17 protein-coding genes are annotated in these 15673 nt (G+C 66.6%); 13 read left to right on the top strand and 4 right to left on the bottom strand.

Going from position 1 to position 15673, the window contains the following annotated elements:
• Position 1: 1 nt before the first annotated feature.
• From C8C99_RS17905 to C8C99_RS17895, 3 genes are read left to right on the top strand one after another with little or no spacing between them, the layout of a single operon-like run.
• Positions 2-850 carry a DUF692 domain-containing protein gene (locus C8C99_RS17905; protein WP_108626464.1) on the top strand — a complete coding sequence of 283 codons (849 nt, stop codon included), beginning with the start codon at positions 2-4 and terminating at the stop codon, positions 848-850.
• Entirely contained in the window at positions 841-1602 is a 762-nt protein-coding gene (locus C8C99_RS17900) for a DNA-binding domain-containing protein (protein ID WP_108626463.1), read from the top strand. The genes C8C99_RS17905 and C8C99_RS17900 overlap by 10 nt, the downstream gene beginning before the upstream one ends.
• A gap of 10 nt (positions 1603-1612) precedes the next feature.
• Positions 1613-2086, top strand: coding sequence for a DoxX family protein (locus C8C99_RS17895; RefSeq protein WP_108626462.1), 474 nt, complete (start codon positions 1613-1615; stop codon positions 2084-2086).
• Between the two features lie 55 nt (positions 2087-2141).
• Here the strand turns inward: C8C99_RS17895 and trxC are convergent, their stop codons facing one another.
• Positions 2142-2579: a thioredoxin TrxC gene (gene trxC / locus C8C99_RS17890; protein ID WP_108627227.1), complete on the bottom strand. Its 438-nt coding sequence runs from the start codon at positions 2577-2579 to the stop codon at positions 2142-2144.
• Between the two features lie 176 nt (positions 2580-2755).
• Here trxC and otsB point away from each other — a divergent pair, with 176 nt between their 5' ends.
• The 3 genes from otsB to otsA are packed head-to-tail and all read left to right on the top strand — an operon-like array spanning position 2756 to position 6723.
• A complete protein-coding gene (gene otsB / locus C8C99_RS17885; protein ID WP_108627226.1) occupies positions 2756-3493 on the top strand; it encodes a trehalose-phosphatase in 738 nt (245 codons plus the stop codon).
• Positions 3490-5295, top strand: coding sequence for a glycoside hydrolase family 15 protein (locus tag C8C99_RS17880; protein WP_056647225.1), 1806 nt, complete (start codon positions 3490-3492; stop codon positions 5293-5295). The genes otsB and C8C99_RS17880 overlap by 4 nt, the downstream gene beginning before the upstream one ends.
• A 48-nt stretch (positions 5296-5343) precedes the next feature.
• Positions 5344-6723, top strand: coding sequence for an alpha,alpha-trehalose-phosphate synthase (UDP-forming) (gene otsA / locus C8C99_RS17875; RefSeq protein WP_056647228.1), 1380 nt, complete (start codon positions 5344-5346; stop codon positions 6721-6723).
• Between the two features lie 19 nt (positions 6724-6742).
• Here the strand turns inward: otsA and C8C99_RS17870 are convergent, their stop codons facing one another.
• Both C8C99_RS17870 and C8C99_RS17865 read right to left on the bottom strand, forming a co-directional pair.
• Positions 6743-6937 (bottom strand): DUF2905 domain-containing protein, encoded by a 195-nt coding sequence (locus tag C8C99_RS17870; RefSeq protein WP_056647231.1) that lies wholly within the window; start codon positions 6935-6937, stop codon positions 6743-6745.
• A 26-nt stretch (positions 6938-6963) separates the two neighbouring features.
• Entirely contained in the window at positions 6964-8082 is a 1119-nt protein-coding gene (locus C8C99_RS17865; RefSeq protein WP_056647234.1) for a class I SAM-dependent methyltransferase, read from the bottom strand.
• 10 nt (positions 8083-8092) lie between these two features.
• Here C8C99_RS17865 and C8C99_RS17860 point away from each other — a divergent pair, with 10 nt between their 5' ends.
• From C8C99_RS17860 to C8C99_RS17830, 7 genes are all read left to right on the top strand, one after another.
• A complete protein-coding gene (locus C8C99_RS17860; protein WP_056647236.1) occupies positions 8093-8887 on the top strand; it encodes an SDR family oxidoreductase in 795 nt (264 codons plus the stop codon).
• Positions 8888-8927: 40 nt separating this feature from the next.
• Complete coding sequence (locus tag C8C99_RS17855; RefSeq protein ID WP_056647240.1) at positions 8928-9299, top strand: dihydroneopterin aldolase; 372 nt, start codon at positions 8928-8930, stop codon at positions 9297-9299.
• A gap of 4 nt (positions 9300-9303) precedes the next feature.
• Positions 9304-10272: a tRNA 2-thiocytidine(32) synthetase TtcA gene (gene ttcA, locus C8C99_RS17850; RefSeq protein WP_199226449.1), complete on the top strand. Its 969-nt coding sequence runs from the start codon at positions 9304-9306 to the stop codon at positions 10270-10272.
• 55 nt (positions 10273-10327) lie between these two features.
• Complete coding sequence (locus C8C99_RS17845) at positions 10328-10939, top strand: DUF4136 domain-containing protein (protein ID WP_056647245.1); 612 nt, start codon at positions 10328-10330, stop codon at positions 10937-10939.
• A 23-nt stretch (positions 10940-10962) separates the two neighbouring features.
• Positions 10963-11604, top strand: a complete 642-nt coding sequence (locus C8C99_RS17840) for a histidine phosphatase family protein (RefSeq protein WP_056647248.1) — start codon at positions 10963-10965, stop codon at positions 11602-11604.
• Positions 11588-12757, top strand: coding sequence for a DSD1 family PLP-dependent enzyme (locus C8C99_RS17835; RefSeq protein WP_056647250.1), 1170 nt, complete (start codon positions 11588-11590; stop codon positions 12755-12757). The genes C8C99_RS17840 and C8C99_RS17835 overlap by 17 nt, the downstream gene beginning before the upstream one ends.
• Before the next feature lie 79 nt (positions 12758-12836).
• Complete coding sequence (locus C8C99_RS17830; protein WP_056647253.1) at positions 12837-14639, top strand: lysoplasmalogenase family protein; 1803 nt, start codon at positions 12837-12839, stop codon at positions 14637-14639.
• Here the strand turns inward: C8C99_RS17830 and ruvB are convergent.
• Positions 14596-15657: a Holliday junction branch migration DNA helicase RuvB gene (gene ruvB / locus C8C99_RS17825; RefSeq protein ID WP_056647255.1), complete on the bottom strand. Its 1062-nt coding sequence runs from the start codon at positions 15655-15657 to the stop codon at positions 14596-14598. The two genes, C8C99_RS17830 and ruvB, sit on opposite strands and share 44 nt — an antisense overlap.
• Positions 15658-15673: the final 16 nt, after the last annotated feature.

Below are 15673 nucleotides of genomic sequence, written 5' to 3'. Positions count from 1 at the left end.
CATGGCCCCCCCTCTCACCGCTGGCCTGGGCCTCAAGCCCCAGCACTACGACGAGGCGCTGCGGTGCACCGCCCCCGGCTTGTGGTGGGAGGTGCACCCCGAGAACTACCTGGCCGATGGCGGCCCGCGCCTGACCTGGCTGGAGGCCATCCGTGCGCGCCACCCGGTGGCTCTGCATGGCGTGTCGCTGTCGCTCGCGGCCGATGCCCCGCCCGACGCGGCCCACCTGAAGCGCCTCGCCGCCCTCGCACGGCGCGTGAATCCTGCCCTCATTTCTGAGCACCTGGCCTGGTCCACCTGGCGCGGGCAGTACCTGCCCGACCTGCTGCCGTTTCCCCGTACGCAAGCGGCGCTGCACCGCATCGCTGGCAACATCGCCCGCACGCAGGACGTGCTGCAACGCCCCATCGCCATCGAGAACCCCACGCACTATCTGCACATCGACGGCCACGACTGGCCTGAGACCGATTTTCTGGCCGAACTGGTGCAGCGCACCGGCTGCGCCCTGCTGCTGGACGTGAACAACGTGTACATCAGCGCCAACAACCTGGGCTTTGACGCACAGGCCTACCTCGGCGCCTTCCCCCTGCACGCCGTGGCCGAAATCCACCTGGCAGGCCACCATACGGACCCGGTGCACGGCAACGCCTTGCTCATCGATAGCCACGATGCGCCCGTGGCGCCCGCCGTGTGGGCGCTGTACGAGCAGGTGATCGCACGCACCGGCCCCGTGCCCACCCTGATCGAGCGCGACGACCACCTGCCACCCTTCGGGGAACTGCTGGCCGAGCGTGATCAGGCCCACAGCGCACTCACCGCGGTGCAGCCCGAGGAGGCCGCATGCAGCTGAGCACCTTCCAGGACGGCTTCTCTGCCGCGCTGCTCGGCCACGCCGCGCAAGCACCGTGGCTGTCTGCGCTGGAGTCCCAACCGGGATTTGCCGTGTATCGCAACACCGCGCTCAAAGGCTGCATCGATGCGCTGCAAGCCAACTACCCCACGGTGAGCCAGCTGGTGGGCGAAGACTGGTTCCGCGCCGCCGCTGCGGTGTACGCCCGCGCGCAGCCGCCAGTTGACGGGCTGCTGGTGAACTACGGCGCGGGGTTTGCCGACTTTCTGGCCGGGTTTACACCGGCGGCCGAGCTGCCCTACTTACCCCCTGTGGCGCGCCTGGACCGGTGCTGGACCGAATGCCATCTGGCAGGGAATGCCACCGCCATCGACCGTGGCTGGCTTGCGCAGCAGGCCCCCGACACGCTGCCCCTTGTGCCGCTGCGTCCGCACCCCACCGCACGCTGGACCTGGTGCGACGAGCATCCGGCATATGCCCTGTGGCAGAGCCACCGCGAAGGTCTGCTCCCCAATGAAGCATTGGAGTGGACGGGTGATGGGGCTTTGCTCACCCGGCCCCATGCCGAAGTGGTGTGGCATCCCCTACCGCGTGCAGGAGTGGCCTTTCTGGACGCCTGCGCCCAAGGCCTGCCCCTGGAGGCCGCCGCCACCCGCGCCCTGGAGGCCGACCCGGGCATCGACTTTGCCGCCCTGATGGGCCGCCTGCTGGACGCGGGCGCCTTGATTCCAACGGATTCCCACACAGACTGAGGTGCCCGCCATGAACACCACCACCCACATCTCCCCTGCCTCCGCCAACGGCCCGCGCTTGCTGCTGGACCGCCTGGCCGATGCCGCAACCCTCCTCACCCCCCACAGCCTCCTGGCGCTGGTCAACCGCGTGGCCGTGGCAGGGATCTTCTGGCTGTCCGCACGTACCAAGGTCGAGGGCTGGTTCACGGTGTCCGACAGCGCTTACGCCCTGTTCCGCGACGAATACAAGCTGCCCTTGCTACCGCCCGAGCTGGCGGCGCAGATGGCCACAGTGGCCGAGCACCTCTTCGCCGTGCTGCTGGTGCTGGGCCTGTTCACGCGCCTGTCGGCGCTGGCCTTGCTGGGCATGACACTGGTCATTCAGGTGTTTGTGTACCCCGATGCCTGGCCCACCCACCTGTCGTGGGCAGGGCTGATGCTGTACTTGGTCGGGCGTGGTGCGGGGGCCCTGTCGCTCGACCGGGCGTTCGGAATCCGCTAACAGCCCGTAGACGATCCGTCAGGGGATCGTCTACGGGCTCTCACGATTTGAGCTTTTATGCCGCCGCTGTGCGCACCCAGCGCACGATGTCCGCAGCCCCCAGCGCGCCCGAAATGCGCGCCACCTCGCGCCCCTGCTGAAACAGGATCATGGTCGGGATGCTGCGGATCGCATACCGCGCGGCAATGGCCTGGTGGTCTTCGGTGTTGAGTTTGGCCAGACGCACGCCGGGCTCCAGCTCGCGGGCCGCCTGCGCAAAGGCAGGCGCCATCTGGCGGCACGGCCCGCACCAAGGGGCCCAGAAGTCCACCAGCACCGGGAGGTGACTGCGTGCCACATGCTTGTCAAAGCTGGTGGCGTCCAACTCCAGCGGAGCCCCCGAAAATAGGGGCTGATGGCACTTGCCGCAATCGGGTGCGCTGCCCAGGTCGGCGCTTTGCACGCGGTTGGTGGTGTGGCAATGGGGGCAAACGATGTGCAGGGCTTCGGTCATGGCGTGGGGCATACAGGTTGCTGAACACATGGCGGCGCAGACATGCCGTTTCAAGGGCACGCCGCGGAATCCCCGTTGCCCCGGTTGCAGCAGGTCGCAGACCTTGCGCCCAGTTACTTGCCCCGAATCCCCCTGGTGGCCGTATCCGCATTGCAGTGTCTGCTATGGTTTCGCGCATGCGGCTGCTCCCTACACTGACAACTGCCCATGCGCTTTTTCTGGATTTCGACGGCACGCTCACCGAACTGGCGCCGCGCCCCGAGGCAGTGCGCGTTGCGTCGGGCCTGGTGCCCACGCTGTCTTCGCTGCACACCCATCTGGACGGCGCACTGGCCATCGTGACCGGGCGGCCCGAGGCCGACATCGACGGATTCCTGGCACCGCTGCGGCTGCCGCTGGCCAGCGAGCACGGGGCCCAATACCGGCTGGGCGAGACCTCTGTCCTCGCCACCGCACCACCCGCCCTGGAGCCCGTGCTGCGGGCCGCACAGGACCTGGCATCCCGCCACCCCGGCTTGCTGGTGGAGACCAAGCGTGCCAGCGTGGCCCTGCACTACCGCCTGGCCCCCCAGCTGGAGGCCTTGTGCCACGACACGCTCGCGCACGCCATGCGCCAGGTGGAGGGCGTGGAACTGTTGCGCGGCAAATGTGTCTTTGAAGTGAAGCCCCGTGGTGTCCACAAGGGCCAGGCCATCGTCGATTTCATGACCCAGCCGCCCTTTGCGGGCCGCACACCGGTCTTTGTGGGCGATGACGTCACCGATGAGGCCGGCTTTGCCGCCGTGCAGGCGCTCGGCGGCTGGGGCATCAAGGTGGGCGAAGGGCCGACCATGGCACAACACCGCTGCATGACATCGGCCGCACTGCGTGGCTGGCTGTCGTCTGCACGCACGACCCTGGAGCGCGAACGATGAACACAGCCGCCACCGAACCCCAGTCCGGGACCTTGAACCTGGGCATGATCGGCAACTGCGCCATCAGCGCACTGATCGACGACCATGCCCGCATGGTGTGGTGCTGCCTGCCCCGCTTTGATGGCGACCCGGTGTTCAACGCCTTGTTGCAACCCGGTGACGAGGGCAGCCACTTTGCGATCGAGCTGGAAGACCTGGCCTCGACCCACCAGTGGTACGAGCCCAATACCGCCGTCCTGCGCACGCAGCTGTTCGACAAGGCCGGGCACGGCGTAGAGATCACCGACTTTGCGCCGCGCTTCCACAGCCGCTCGCGCTTCTTCCGGCCCATGACACTGGTGCGCCGGGTGCGCCCCATCCAGGGCGCGCCGCGCATCCGCGTGGCGCTCAAGGTGCGCTACGACTGGGGCCAGACGGAGCCCCACATCACGCGCGGCAGCAACCACATCCGCTACGTGGGGGAGAACATGACGCTGCGCCTGTCCACCGATGCGCCGGTGTCTCATGTGCTGTCGGGTCAGGCGTTTGTGCTCACGCGCGAGCACAACTTTCTGCTGGGCGCCGACGAAACCCTCACCGAAGGCATCGCCGACACCGCGCGCCTGTTCGAGCAGGAAACCACCTCCTACTGGCGCAACTGGGCGCGCGCCCTGGCGCTGCCGCTGGAGTGGCAGGACGCGGTGATCCGTGCGGCCATCACGCTCAAGCTGTCGCTGTACGAAGACACCGGCGCCATCGTGGCGGCCATGACCACCAGCATCCCCGAGTCCGCCCACAGCGGCCGCAATTGGGACTACCGCTACTGCTGGCTGCGCGACGCGTTCTTTGTGGTGCGCGCGCTCAACAGCATTTCCGAGGTAGGCACCATGGAGGACTACCTGCGCTGGCTGAGCAACGTGGTGGTCGAAGGCGGCGACGGCCACATCCAGCCGCTGTACGGCATTGGACTGGAGAAGGACCTGCCCGAGAGCTTGGTGCCGCAGCTGGCAGGCTACCGGGGCATGGGTCCGGTGCGCGTGGGCAACCAGGCGGCCGAGCATTTTCAGCACGACGTGTACGGCAACATCGTGCTGGGCGCGGCCCAGGCCTTCCACGACCACCGCCTGCTGCACCGCGCGGGCCTGGCCGAATTCACGCGACTGGAACAGGTGGGCGACAACGCGGTGCGCGTGTACGGCCAGCCCGATGCGGGCATGTGGGAGCTGCGCACACGTGCGCGGGTGCACACCTCGTCGGCCCTGATGAGCTGGGCCGCCTGCGACCGCCTGGCCAAGATCGCCGCCACGCTGCAGCTGGCCGACCGTGCCAGCCACTGGCAGCAACATGCCGACCGCATGCGCGCCGAGATCCTCGACAAGTCGTGGTGCGAAGAACGCCAGGCGTTTGCCGAGAGTTTTGGCGGGCACGAGCTGGACGCCAGCGTGCTGCTGATGGCCGAGGTGGGCCTCATCGACCCCAAGGACTCGCGCTTTGTGAGCACCGTGGAGGCCATGGAAAAGAGCCTGTGCGACGGTCCCTACATGCGCCGCTACGAGGCGGCCGACGACTTCGGCAAGCCCGAGACAGCCTTCAACATCTGCACCTTCTGGCGCATTGATGCGCTGGCGCGTATTGGCCGCAAGGCCGAGTCGCGGGCCATCTTCGAGACCATGCTGGCCGCCCGCAACCCACTGGGCCTGCTGTCCGAGGACACGCACCCCGAAACCCGCGAGATGTGGGGCAACTTCCCGCAGACCTACTCGATGGTGGGCGTGATCAACGCGGCCGTGCGGCTTTCTGCCCCCTGGGACAGCGTGATTTGAGGCTCTGTCCGACAACGGCCGGGACCGATCCACAACGATGATCGGTCCATGAGCCGTCTTGTCGTCATCTCCAACCGCCTCGCAGATCCCCGCAAACCCGCTGCAGGCGGCCTGGCCGTCGCCTTGGGCGAGGCCCTGAACCAGACAGGCGGGCTGTGGTTTGGCTGGAGCGGCACCGTGGTCGAAGGCGGCACGCCCGGCGAGGGCGAACTCCACACCCGGCAGGCCGGCGCCGTCACACTGGCCACCGTGGACCTGTGCCGCGAGGACCACGACAGCTACTACCACGGCTACAGCAACAGCGTGTTGTGGCCGGTGTTCCATTACCGGCTGGACCTCGCCGACTTCAACGCCAGCTACATCGCAGGCTACCGGCGCGTGAACCAGATGTTTGCGCGCAAGCTGCTGCCGCTGCTGCGCGACGACGATGTGATCTGGGTGCATGACTACCACCTGATCCCGCTGGCGGCCGAGTTGCGCGCCATGGGCTGCAAGCAGCGCATCGGGTTTTTCCTGCACATTCCCATGCCACCGCCGCTCATCATGGCGGCCATCCCGCAGCATGAGTGGCTGATGCGCTCGCTGTTTGCCTATGACCTGGTGGGGCTGCAGAGCGAGGCTGATGTTTCGCATTTCACGCGCTACGTGCGCAACGAAGGCAGCGCGGAATCCTTGGACGAAAAACGCGTGCGCGCCTTCGGGGCCACGGTGGTGGTGCAGTCGTTTCCCATCGGCATCGACGTGGACGAGTTCACGCGCCTCACGCACGCCCCCGACGCGGTGGAGACCTACGAGAACATGCGCGACGAGTATTCCCGCCGGCGCCTGCTGCTGGGCATTGACCGGCTCGACTACTCCAAAGGCATTCCGCACCGTGTGCGCGCGTTCCGCGAGCTGCTGGACCGCTACCCTGAAAACCGCGACAGCGCCACACTCATCATGATCGCGTCACCCACCCGTGACGACGTGCATGCCTATGCCGACCTGCGCCACGAGCTGGAGGGCCTGTGCGGCTCCGTCAACGGCGACTACGGCGAACTGGACTGGATGCCCGTGCGCTATATCCACCGCATGGTGGCGCGCAAGCGCGTGCCGGGTCTGTGTCGCGCCGCCGCCGTGGGCCTGGTCACGCCGCTTCGCGACGGCATGAACCTGGTGGCCAAGGAATACGTGGTGGCACAAGACCCGGACAACCCCGGCGTACTGGTGTTGTCGCGGTTTGCCGGTGCGGCCGAACAGCTGAAAGAGGCGCTGTTGGTGAACCCCTACGACACCCAGGGCATGGCCGACAGCATCCAGCAGGCGCTGCAGATGCCGCTGGCCGAACGGCAGGCACGTCACCAGAAACTCATGGCGCGCATCAGGGAGCGCGATGTGCACTGGTGGCGCAACGCGTTCCTGAAAGCGCTGCAGGCATCGGGCGACTAGAGGGCAGAAGGCCGGGCCATCAGAGGAGCTTGGTCAGCAGGCTGACCACAAAGCTCAGCAGCAGCGTGGACGCGAGCGGCACGTCCCAGTCCCGCCCCAGCCAGCGGAATCGGAAATCCCCCGGCAACCGCCCAAAGCCCATGCGGCGCAGCAGCGGCGACAGCCAGCTGATGAACATCAGGGCCAGGAAGATCACGATGAGCCAGCGGAACATGGTCGGGCCAGGGCCTGTTCAGGGTGTCAAAGCCGGTGGGACCGGTCCCCATGCGCAAACCCCATGGGCTCCCATGGCTCGCCAGCGCCCACGGCCAGCACTTTGAACAGCTCACCCATCTCGTGTTCCATGATCAATTTGGCCGCTATAGCACGCTGCGCCTGCGGTAGGCGCTCCATTATTGGGAGCAATCCACAGTTGATGAGAAAGTGCGCCTGCGTGGTGTAGCCCAGTACCTGCAGCCCCGCGTCCTGCGCGGCAAGCGCCATGGCCGTGAAGTTCACGTGGGCGGTGATGTCCTTCAAGCCCACCGCCACCAGCGGGTCGCCATCGGCGAGATGCCCCTGGTGGCACATCACCGTGCCCATGTGGCGCTGGGGGTGGTAGTACTCGTCTTCGCCAAAACCGTAGTCGAGCAAGAACGCGGCACCGCGCGTCAGTCGGTCGGCCAGCATGCGCATGAAGCCTTCTCCCTGCGCGTGGATCTCGGTCAGGTAGTCCTGCGGACCTTCGATGACGATGGGAGGGCGCAGGGCCGTGGGGCGGTCGGCCCAGGCAAAGCGGCCGTCTTCGGCCACCACCACGCCGCGTTCGTGCCACACCCCACTTTGCTGACCGCCGTGGCGCGCAAGCAGCTGAACGGGCATGGCATCGAGCACCTCATTGCCCACGACCACGCCTTCGATGTGCTCTGGCAGCGCATCCACCCAGCGCAGTTTGGGCGCATGGGCCTCCAGCCTGGCCTGCTGGCGGGCGCGCAGGCTGCCCGACAGATCGACGATGGTGTAACGCTGCACCTGGTCGGCCAGGGCATCGAGCAATTGCAGCGCCAGCGCGCCCGAGCCTGCGCCGAACTCCCACACCTCGTAGGTACCGGTCTGCGCCAGAGCCTGGCCCACCTGCACGGCCAGCGTCTGGCCAAACAGGGGCGTGAGCTCGGGCGCGGTCACAAAGTCGCTGCCCGACTCGGGCATGGCGCCGAATTTGGTGGAATCGTTGGCGTAGTAGCCCAGGCCGGGCGTGTACAACGCCAAGGCCATGAAGCGGTCAAACCCCAGCCATCCGCCCTCGGCGGCAATGGCCTGGGCGATGTGCTGGTGCAGGGCGGTCGTTAAACTGTCGGGTCTTTGGGTCACGGCCCGCATTGTCTCCCACATGTCCACCCCTTCCCTGCCCCATCGCCCCCGCACCGTGCTGGTGACCGGTGCCGCCAAGCGCCTGGGCCGCAGCATTGCGCTGGCCCTGGCAGCGGGTGGCTGGCAGGTGGCCGTGCACTACCGCTCTTCAGCCCAAGACGCTATCAATAGCGTAGCTGAATGCGCAAAATTGACTAGCGCAAGCGCCCATTTTGAGGCCGATTTTGATGACGAGGCCGCCGTGCGCGGTCTGCTGCCCCGCGTGGTGGCGCATTTCGGCAGTGTGGACGCGGTGGTCAACAGCGCCTCGCTGTTCGAACATGACAATGCCGAGACCTTTGGTTTTGCCGCGCTCGAAAAGCACCTGCGCAGCAACACTGCCGCCCCGGTGCTGCTCGCCCAGGCCCTGCACCAGCATCTGACCGACCGGGCGGCGGCGGGCGAGGCCGATGCCCAGGGCGCCGTGGTCAACCTGCTGGACCAGAAGCTCTGGAACCAGAACCCCGACTTCGTGAGCTACACGCTCTCCAAGGCCGCGCTGGAAGCCGCCGGCACCATGCTGGCACTGGCCCTGGCGCCGCGCGTGCGGGTGGTGGGCGTGGCGCCCGGCCTCACACTGACCAGCCACATGCTCAGCGACGACAAGTTTGCCCAGCTGCATGCGCTCTCGCCGTTGGGCCGCTCGTCCACCGCCGAGGACGTGGCCGCCACTGTGAAGTTTGCGCTGGAAAACCGGTCCCTCACCGGCACCACCCTGCTGGTCGATGGTGGCCAGCACCTGATGAAGTTTGACCGCGATTTTTCGCTGATGTGAGCGCACGCACACCCGCTCACTCAAGCCAGGACCTTCTCCCATGACCCACGCTGTTGGCACCCAGATCCTCACGCTCACCGGTTTGCGCTTTGACGCCAACCTGGGCATCCTCGACCACGAAAAGACCGACCCGCAGCCCATCCAGGTGGATGCCGAGCTGAGCCTAGGCGTGCAGCCACTGGCCCCGCGCGACGACGACATCGGCCATGTGCTGGACTATCGCCGCGTGCGCCAGATCATCATCGACGAGTGCACGGCGGAACACGTGAACCTGCTGGAGAGCCTGATCGGCAAGCTGGCCCACCGCCTGATGCAGCTGCCCGGCGTGCTGGGTGTGCGCGTGAAAATCGCCAAACTCGAAATTTTTGACGACTGCGAAGTGGCGATTCGCATTGAGACAGGGCAGTGGTAAATCTATGAATGCAGTGATCGACAACCCCATGCAAAACAGCTGGACGGAGGCGGAAGACGCCCCCCAAGAACCCGCCACCGCCAACGCGACGCGCATCAAGATCGAGCGCGAGACCCACAAGCTCGAAAAGCGCCTGTGCCGCGAGGTGGGCAAGGCCATCGTCGACTTCAACATGATTGAAGAAGGCGACAAGGTGATGGTGTGCATGTCGGGCGGCAAGGACAGCTATGCGCTGCTGGACATCCTGCTCAAGCTCAAGGCCCGCGCGCCGATCCACTTTGACCTGGTGGCCGTCAACCTGGACCAGAAGCAGCCGGGCTTCCCTGAACATGTGCTGCCCGAGTACCTGGCCAGCACCGGCGTGCCGTTCCACATCGAGAACGAAGACACCTACAGCATCGTCAAGAAGCTGATCCCTGAGGGCAAGACCACCTGCAGCCTGTGCAGCCGCCTGCGCCGGGGCATTCTGTACCGCGTGGCGGATGAGCTGGGCTGCACCAAGATCGCACTGGGCCACCACCGCGACGACATTTTGCAGACGCTGCTGCTCAACATGTTCTTTGGCGGCAAGATGAAGAGCATGCCGCCCAAGCTGGTGAGCGACGACGGCAAGCATGTGGTGATCCGCCCGCTGGCCTACGTGGCCGAGAAAGACACCGCCCGCTGGGCTGCGCACCGCAACTTCCCCATCATCCCTTGCAACCTGTGCGGCAGCCAGGAGAACCTGCAGCGCAAGCAGGTGGGCGAAATGCTGCGTGAGTGGGAGAAAAAATTCCCCGGCCGCGTGGAGAACATGTTCAACGCCCTGCAGAACGTGGTGCCCTCGCACCTGCTGGACGGCAGCCTGTACGACTTCCAGAACGCCAAGGCCACAGGCATTGCCAGCGAAGACGGCGACAAGGCGTTTGACAAGGAAGAGTTCGTAGCGCCATCGCCTTCGCTGCCTGGCGTGCAGGTGGTGCAGCTGTCGTGAACTGCGGGGGCCAGCGGCACTCTCACGGAGATCCTTGTTTCAGAACTCTCTGACCATGACACAACGCCGATGGCTTCCCGCTCTGCTTCTGGGCCTCACCGCCGCCCTGCTTGGAGGCTGCAGCACTACCCGCGTGGTCGAGGGCCAAGTGCAGAGCTTCTCGACCCTGGAGGCCGCGCCCGCACCCGCCACGTACCGCATTGAGCGCCTGCCCTCCCAGCAAACCCCCTCGTTTGACGCCATTGCCACGCTGGCCAACCAAGCCCTAGCCCGCGCGGGCCTGCAGCGCGACGATGCCGCGCCCCGCCTGCTGGTGCAGCTGGGTGTGCAGGCCGACACCGTGCCCCGCTATGACCCCTTCCGTCCTTACGGCCCCTACGGTCCCGGCCCCTGGGGCATGGGTGGCTGGTATGGCCGGGGCTGGGGCGTGCATGGCACGTGGCGTTTTGGCGAGCCCACGCCCTTGCACCGCCGCGCGGTCAGCATGGTGATGCGCGATGCCGGCACCCAGGCCGTGGTGTACGAGACCTCGGCCGTGCACGAAGACGTGTGGGTGAGCGACCCGGCCGTCTATGGCGTGCTGTTCGACGCCGCGCTCAATGGCTTTCCGAAGCCGCCCCAGGGCCCCCGGCAGGTGCGGCTACCTCTGGTACCCCCCGCTCCCTGAGATCCCCAGACCCTCCCCACTGCATGCAAGCCACCCGCATCGTTGCCATCCGCCACGGCGAAACCGCCTGGAATGTGGACACCCGCATCCAGGGCCACCTGGACATTCCGCTCAACGACACAGGCCTGTGGCAGGCCGACCAGGTCGCGCAGGCCCTGGCGGGCGAGCCGATTGCCGCCATTTACACCAGCGACCTGCAACGGGCCCACGCCACGGCCCAGGCCGTGGCCCGCACCACGGGCGCGCCCTTGATGACCGAGACCGGCCTGCGCGAGCGCAGTTTTGGCCACTTTCAGGGCCAGACGTTTGCCGAGATCGAGGCCAAGCTGCCCGAAGATGCGCTGCGCTGGCGCAAGCGCGACCCGCACTACACGCCCGAAGGCGGTGAGTCGCTCGTGACCCTGCGTGACCGCATCGAGCGCACCGTGAACACGCTGGCGCAGCAGCATGTGGGCGAGCAGGTGGTGATGGTGGCCCATGGCGGCGTGCTGGATGTGCTGTACCGCCTGGCCACGCGCCAGGACATTCAGGCGCCGCGCACGTGGCAGCTGTCCAACGCCGCCATCAACCGCCTGCTGTGGACGGAGAACGGCCTCACCCTGATCGGTTGGGCAGATACCCAGCACCTAGACAACAACACCCTCCGCGATGAAACCCATTCCTGAAGCCTTGCAGTCCACCGTGGGTCAACGCGTGGACCTGATCGACACCCCGGCTCTGGTGGTAGACCTGGACGCCATGGACCGCAACATCCAGCGCCTGGCCGACTTTGCGCGCAAGCACCAGGTGCGCTGGCGCCCCCACGCCAAGATGCACAAGAGCGCCGAGCTGGCCCTGCAACTGCAGCGGGCGGGCGCCCAGGGCGTGTGCGTGCAGAAGGTCGCCGAGGCCGAGGCCCTAGCGGCCGGAGGGGTGGATGACATCACCATCACCAATCAGGTCATCGCCATGCCCAAGCTGCACCGCCTGGCGCGGCTGGCCGCCCAGCTGGCGGCACGCGGCGGGCGACTGGGGGTGGCCGTGGACCATGCCGATGGCATTGAACGCTTGGCTGAAGCCATGGCGCAGTATGGCAGCGATGCCGGCATCGACGTGCTGGTGGAGATCGACGTAGGCCAGGGCCGCTGCGGCGTGCGCCCCGGCGAGGCCGCCGTGCCGCTGGCGCTGGCCGTGGCACGCAGCCCCCGCCTGCGGTTTGCCGGCCTGCAGGCCTACCATGGCCGCGCGCAGCACCTGGCCAGCAGCGTGGGCCGCCGGGAGACCATCGCCGCTGTGGTGCGCGCCGCCGACCACACGCGCCAGCTCATCGAAGCCGCCGGGCTGCCCGTGCCGCTGATCACCGGATCCGGCACCGGCACCCTGGTGCATGAGGCCGCCAGCGGTGTGTTTGGCGAGCTGCAGGCAGGCTCGTTCCTGTTCATGGATGCTGACTACGCCCGCAACGAGCGCGAGCCAGCCCAGCCTTCGTTTGAACACGCGCTGTACGTCAAGACCCAGGTAGTGTCGGTGCACGACACCCACGCGGTGTGTGACGCGGGCCACAAGAGCCACGCCATCGACTCGGGCCTGCCCACCGTGGCCCTGCTGCCCGCCGACCGCACCCTGCGTTACGCCAACGGGGGCGACGAACACGGCCTGCTGTACGCCGACGGCCCCGAAGCCCACCTACCCAGCCTGGGCCACATGCTCTGGCTCATCCCAGGACATTGCGACCCCACGGTGAATCTGTACGACTTTTTGATCGGCGTGCGCGGCGGACTGATGGATGGGGTCGTGGAGCGGATCATCCGAGTGGATGCACGGGGGGCGCTGACGTAGGCGCAGCCCTCTAAACACCGGCGCTATAGGGGTTCACCTGCCCCGGTGTGGGCTGGCTGCTGGACCACAATCCGGCAGCATGAGCCCCAGCCAGATCATCGTCCTTGCGACGCCCGTCTTCTTTTTGCTGATCGCCATCGAACTGGCCATTGGCTTCAAGCGCCAGCGCAACACCTACCGGCTGGCCGATGCTGTGAGCAGTATCAGCCTGGGCATGCTGAGCCAGACCAGCGCGGTGTTCACGCGACTGCTGCGCATCGGCATCTACACCGCCCTGTTCGAGCACGTGGCGCTGTGGCGCAACGATGCGTTCTGGACGAGCCTGCCGGGCTGGCTGCTGGCGCTGGTGTTCTACGACTTCTGCTACTACTGGCTGCACCGCATGGGGCATGAGTCGGCCGTGCTGTGGGCCGCGCACGCGGTGCATCACCAGAGCCAGGACTACAACCTCAGCACCGCGCTGCGGCAAACGAGTTCGGGCGCGCTGCTGGGCTGGATCTTTTATGTGCCCATGGCGCTGGCCGGCGTGCCGCCCCTGGTGTTTGGCGTGGTGGCGCTCATCGACCTGCTCTACCAGTTCTGGGTGCATACCGAGCAGGTGGGTCGCCTGGGCTGGTTCGACCGCTGGTTCTGCAGCCCGAGCAACCACCGCGTGCACCATGCCGTCAACGACGCTTACCTGGACAAGAACTACGGCGGCGTTCTGATTCTCTGGGACCGGATGTTTGGCACCTTCAAGGACGAAGACGCGCAAGAGAAATGTGTGTATGGCACCCGCGGCCTGCTCAACAGCTGGGACCCGCTGTGGGCCAACGCCCAGGTGTACGCCGGGCTGGCGCACGACAGCTGGCACGCGCGCAGCTGGCTCGACAAGCTCAAGGTCTGGATCAAGCCGCCGGGCTGGCGGCCTGCGGATGTGGCGGAGCGGTTCCCCAAGCCCGCCTTCAGCATGGCGCAGATGCAGCTGTACCACCCACCCATGTCGCGTGCCGTGCAGTGGTTTGCGCTGGTGCAGTTCGCGCTGCTGCTCACAGGCGTGGCGGCCTTTCTGTGGCAGGCCGATGCAGCGCCGCTGGCGCACGACGCCCTCTGGTTTGCCGTGCTGCTGACGATGCAATGGTCGCTGGGTGCGGTGATGCAAGGGCGCATCGGCGTGCTGATGGCGCTGATGCTGCAAAGCGCGGCGCTGGCCACGGCCACCAGCGCGCTGGGGTTCACGCAGTGGCATTGGCTGTTCAAGCCGCTGACCATGGTAATTGCTATTATTTTGGTAGCTACCAGCGTATATTCGACTAACGCAAGGGGCGCATCAGGCTCCAGTACGCCCTCGGTCTTGCTGATGGCAGCCCTGGGCGGGTCCTTGGCGGGGGACGTGTTCCTCATGTTCCCGGGTTTCTTCATCCCCGGTCTGGTGAGCTTTCTGGTGGCGCACCTGTTCTATGTGGCGCTGTTCAAAAGTGGACAGACATGGTTTCCGCACCGAGGTGCGCTGGTGGCCACGCTGGGCATCGGCGTGGCCATGTACGCCTTTCTGTGGGCGGGCGGCCTGCCGTCTGCATTGCGCGAGCCTGTCGCGGCCTATGTGCTGGTGATTGCGTTGATGGCGGCCCAGGCCATTGGCCGCGCCACCGTGTTGCGCGGCGCCGCTTCGCTGTGTGTCGCCATCGGCGCCGGATTTTTCATGCTCAGCGACTCGCTGCTGGCCACGAACCGGTTTGTGACGCACCTGCCCATGGCACAGGTCTGGGTACTGGCGACGTACTACGCAGCGCAGGCATTCATCGTGGCGGGCCTTCTGCGGGGTGCAGCCCGCGCAGAGCCAACCCCCGCCATACCCCTCACACCCCAAACAGATCTTGCCCGCTCGCCTTCGGCGGCGTAACCCCCAGGTGTCGGAACGCCGCCAGCGTGGCAATGCGCCCACGCGGCGTGCGCTGCAGGAAGCCCTGCTGGATCAGATAGGGCTCGATCACATCCTCGATGGTGCCAGCCTCTTCACCAATGCTGGCGGCGATGTTATCGAGCCCCACGGGGCCACCGTTAAACCGGTGGATCACGGCTTCAAGCAGCTTGCGGTCCATCACGTCAAAGCCTTGCGGGTCCACGTCGAGCATGGCCAAGGCCTTGTCGGCAATGGGCTTGGTGATGCGGCCGTCGCCTTTGACCTCGGCATAGTCGCGCACGCGGCGCAGCAGGCGGTTGGCAATGCGCGGTGTGCCACGCGAGCGGCGGGCGATCTCGAAACCACCGTCCTCGTCCATGGGGGCATTGAGCAACCCGGCACTGCGCTGGACAATGCGCGCCAGCTCTTCGGCCGTATAGAACTCCAGCCGCGCCACGATGCCAAACCGGTCGCGCAACGGGTTGGTCAGCATGCCCGCGCGCGTGGTCGCGCCTACCAGGGTGAAGGGCTGCAGGTCCAGCTTGATGCTGCGCGCCGCAGGGCCTTCGCCAATCATGATGTCGATCTGGTAGTCCTCCAGCGCGGGGTAGAGGATTTCCTCCACCACGGGTGACAGGCGGTGGATCTCATCGATGAAGAGAACGTCATTCTTTTCCAGGTTGGTCAGCAGCGCCGCCAGATCCTTGGGTTTTTCCAGCACGGGGCCACTGGTCTGGCGCAGGTTGACCCCCAGCTCAGCCGCGATGATGTGCGACAGCGTGGTCTTGCCCAGGCCCGGCGGGCCGAACAGCAGCACGTGGTCCAGCGCCTCCTCACGCTTCCTCGCAGCGCCGATGAAGATCTCCAGCTGCTCCCGCGCCTTGGCCTGGCCCACGTACTCCTGCAGGAGCTTGGGGCGCAGGGCGCGTTCGATGGCCTCCTCTTGGGGCGAGGCGGGGGCGGCAGAGATGACGCGTTTGGCGGGGGCGGGGGAGAAGTCGTCGGTTTGGATGGTCATGCGTCAGAACCGCTCA

The sequence above is a fragment of the Acidovorax sp. 107 genome, from assembly GCF_003058055.1.
GTDB lineage: Bacteria > Pseudomonadota > Gammaproteobacteria > Burkholderiales > Burkholderiaceae_C > Acidovorax.
Note: the sequence above shows the minus strand (reverse complement) of the source record. Positions and strands in the feature narration are given on the sequence as shown.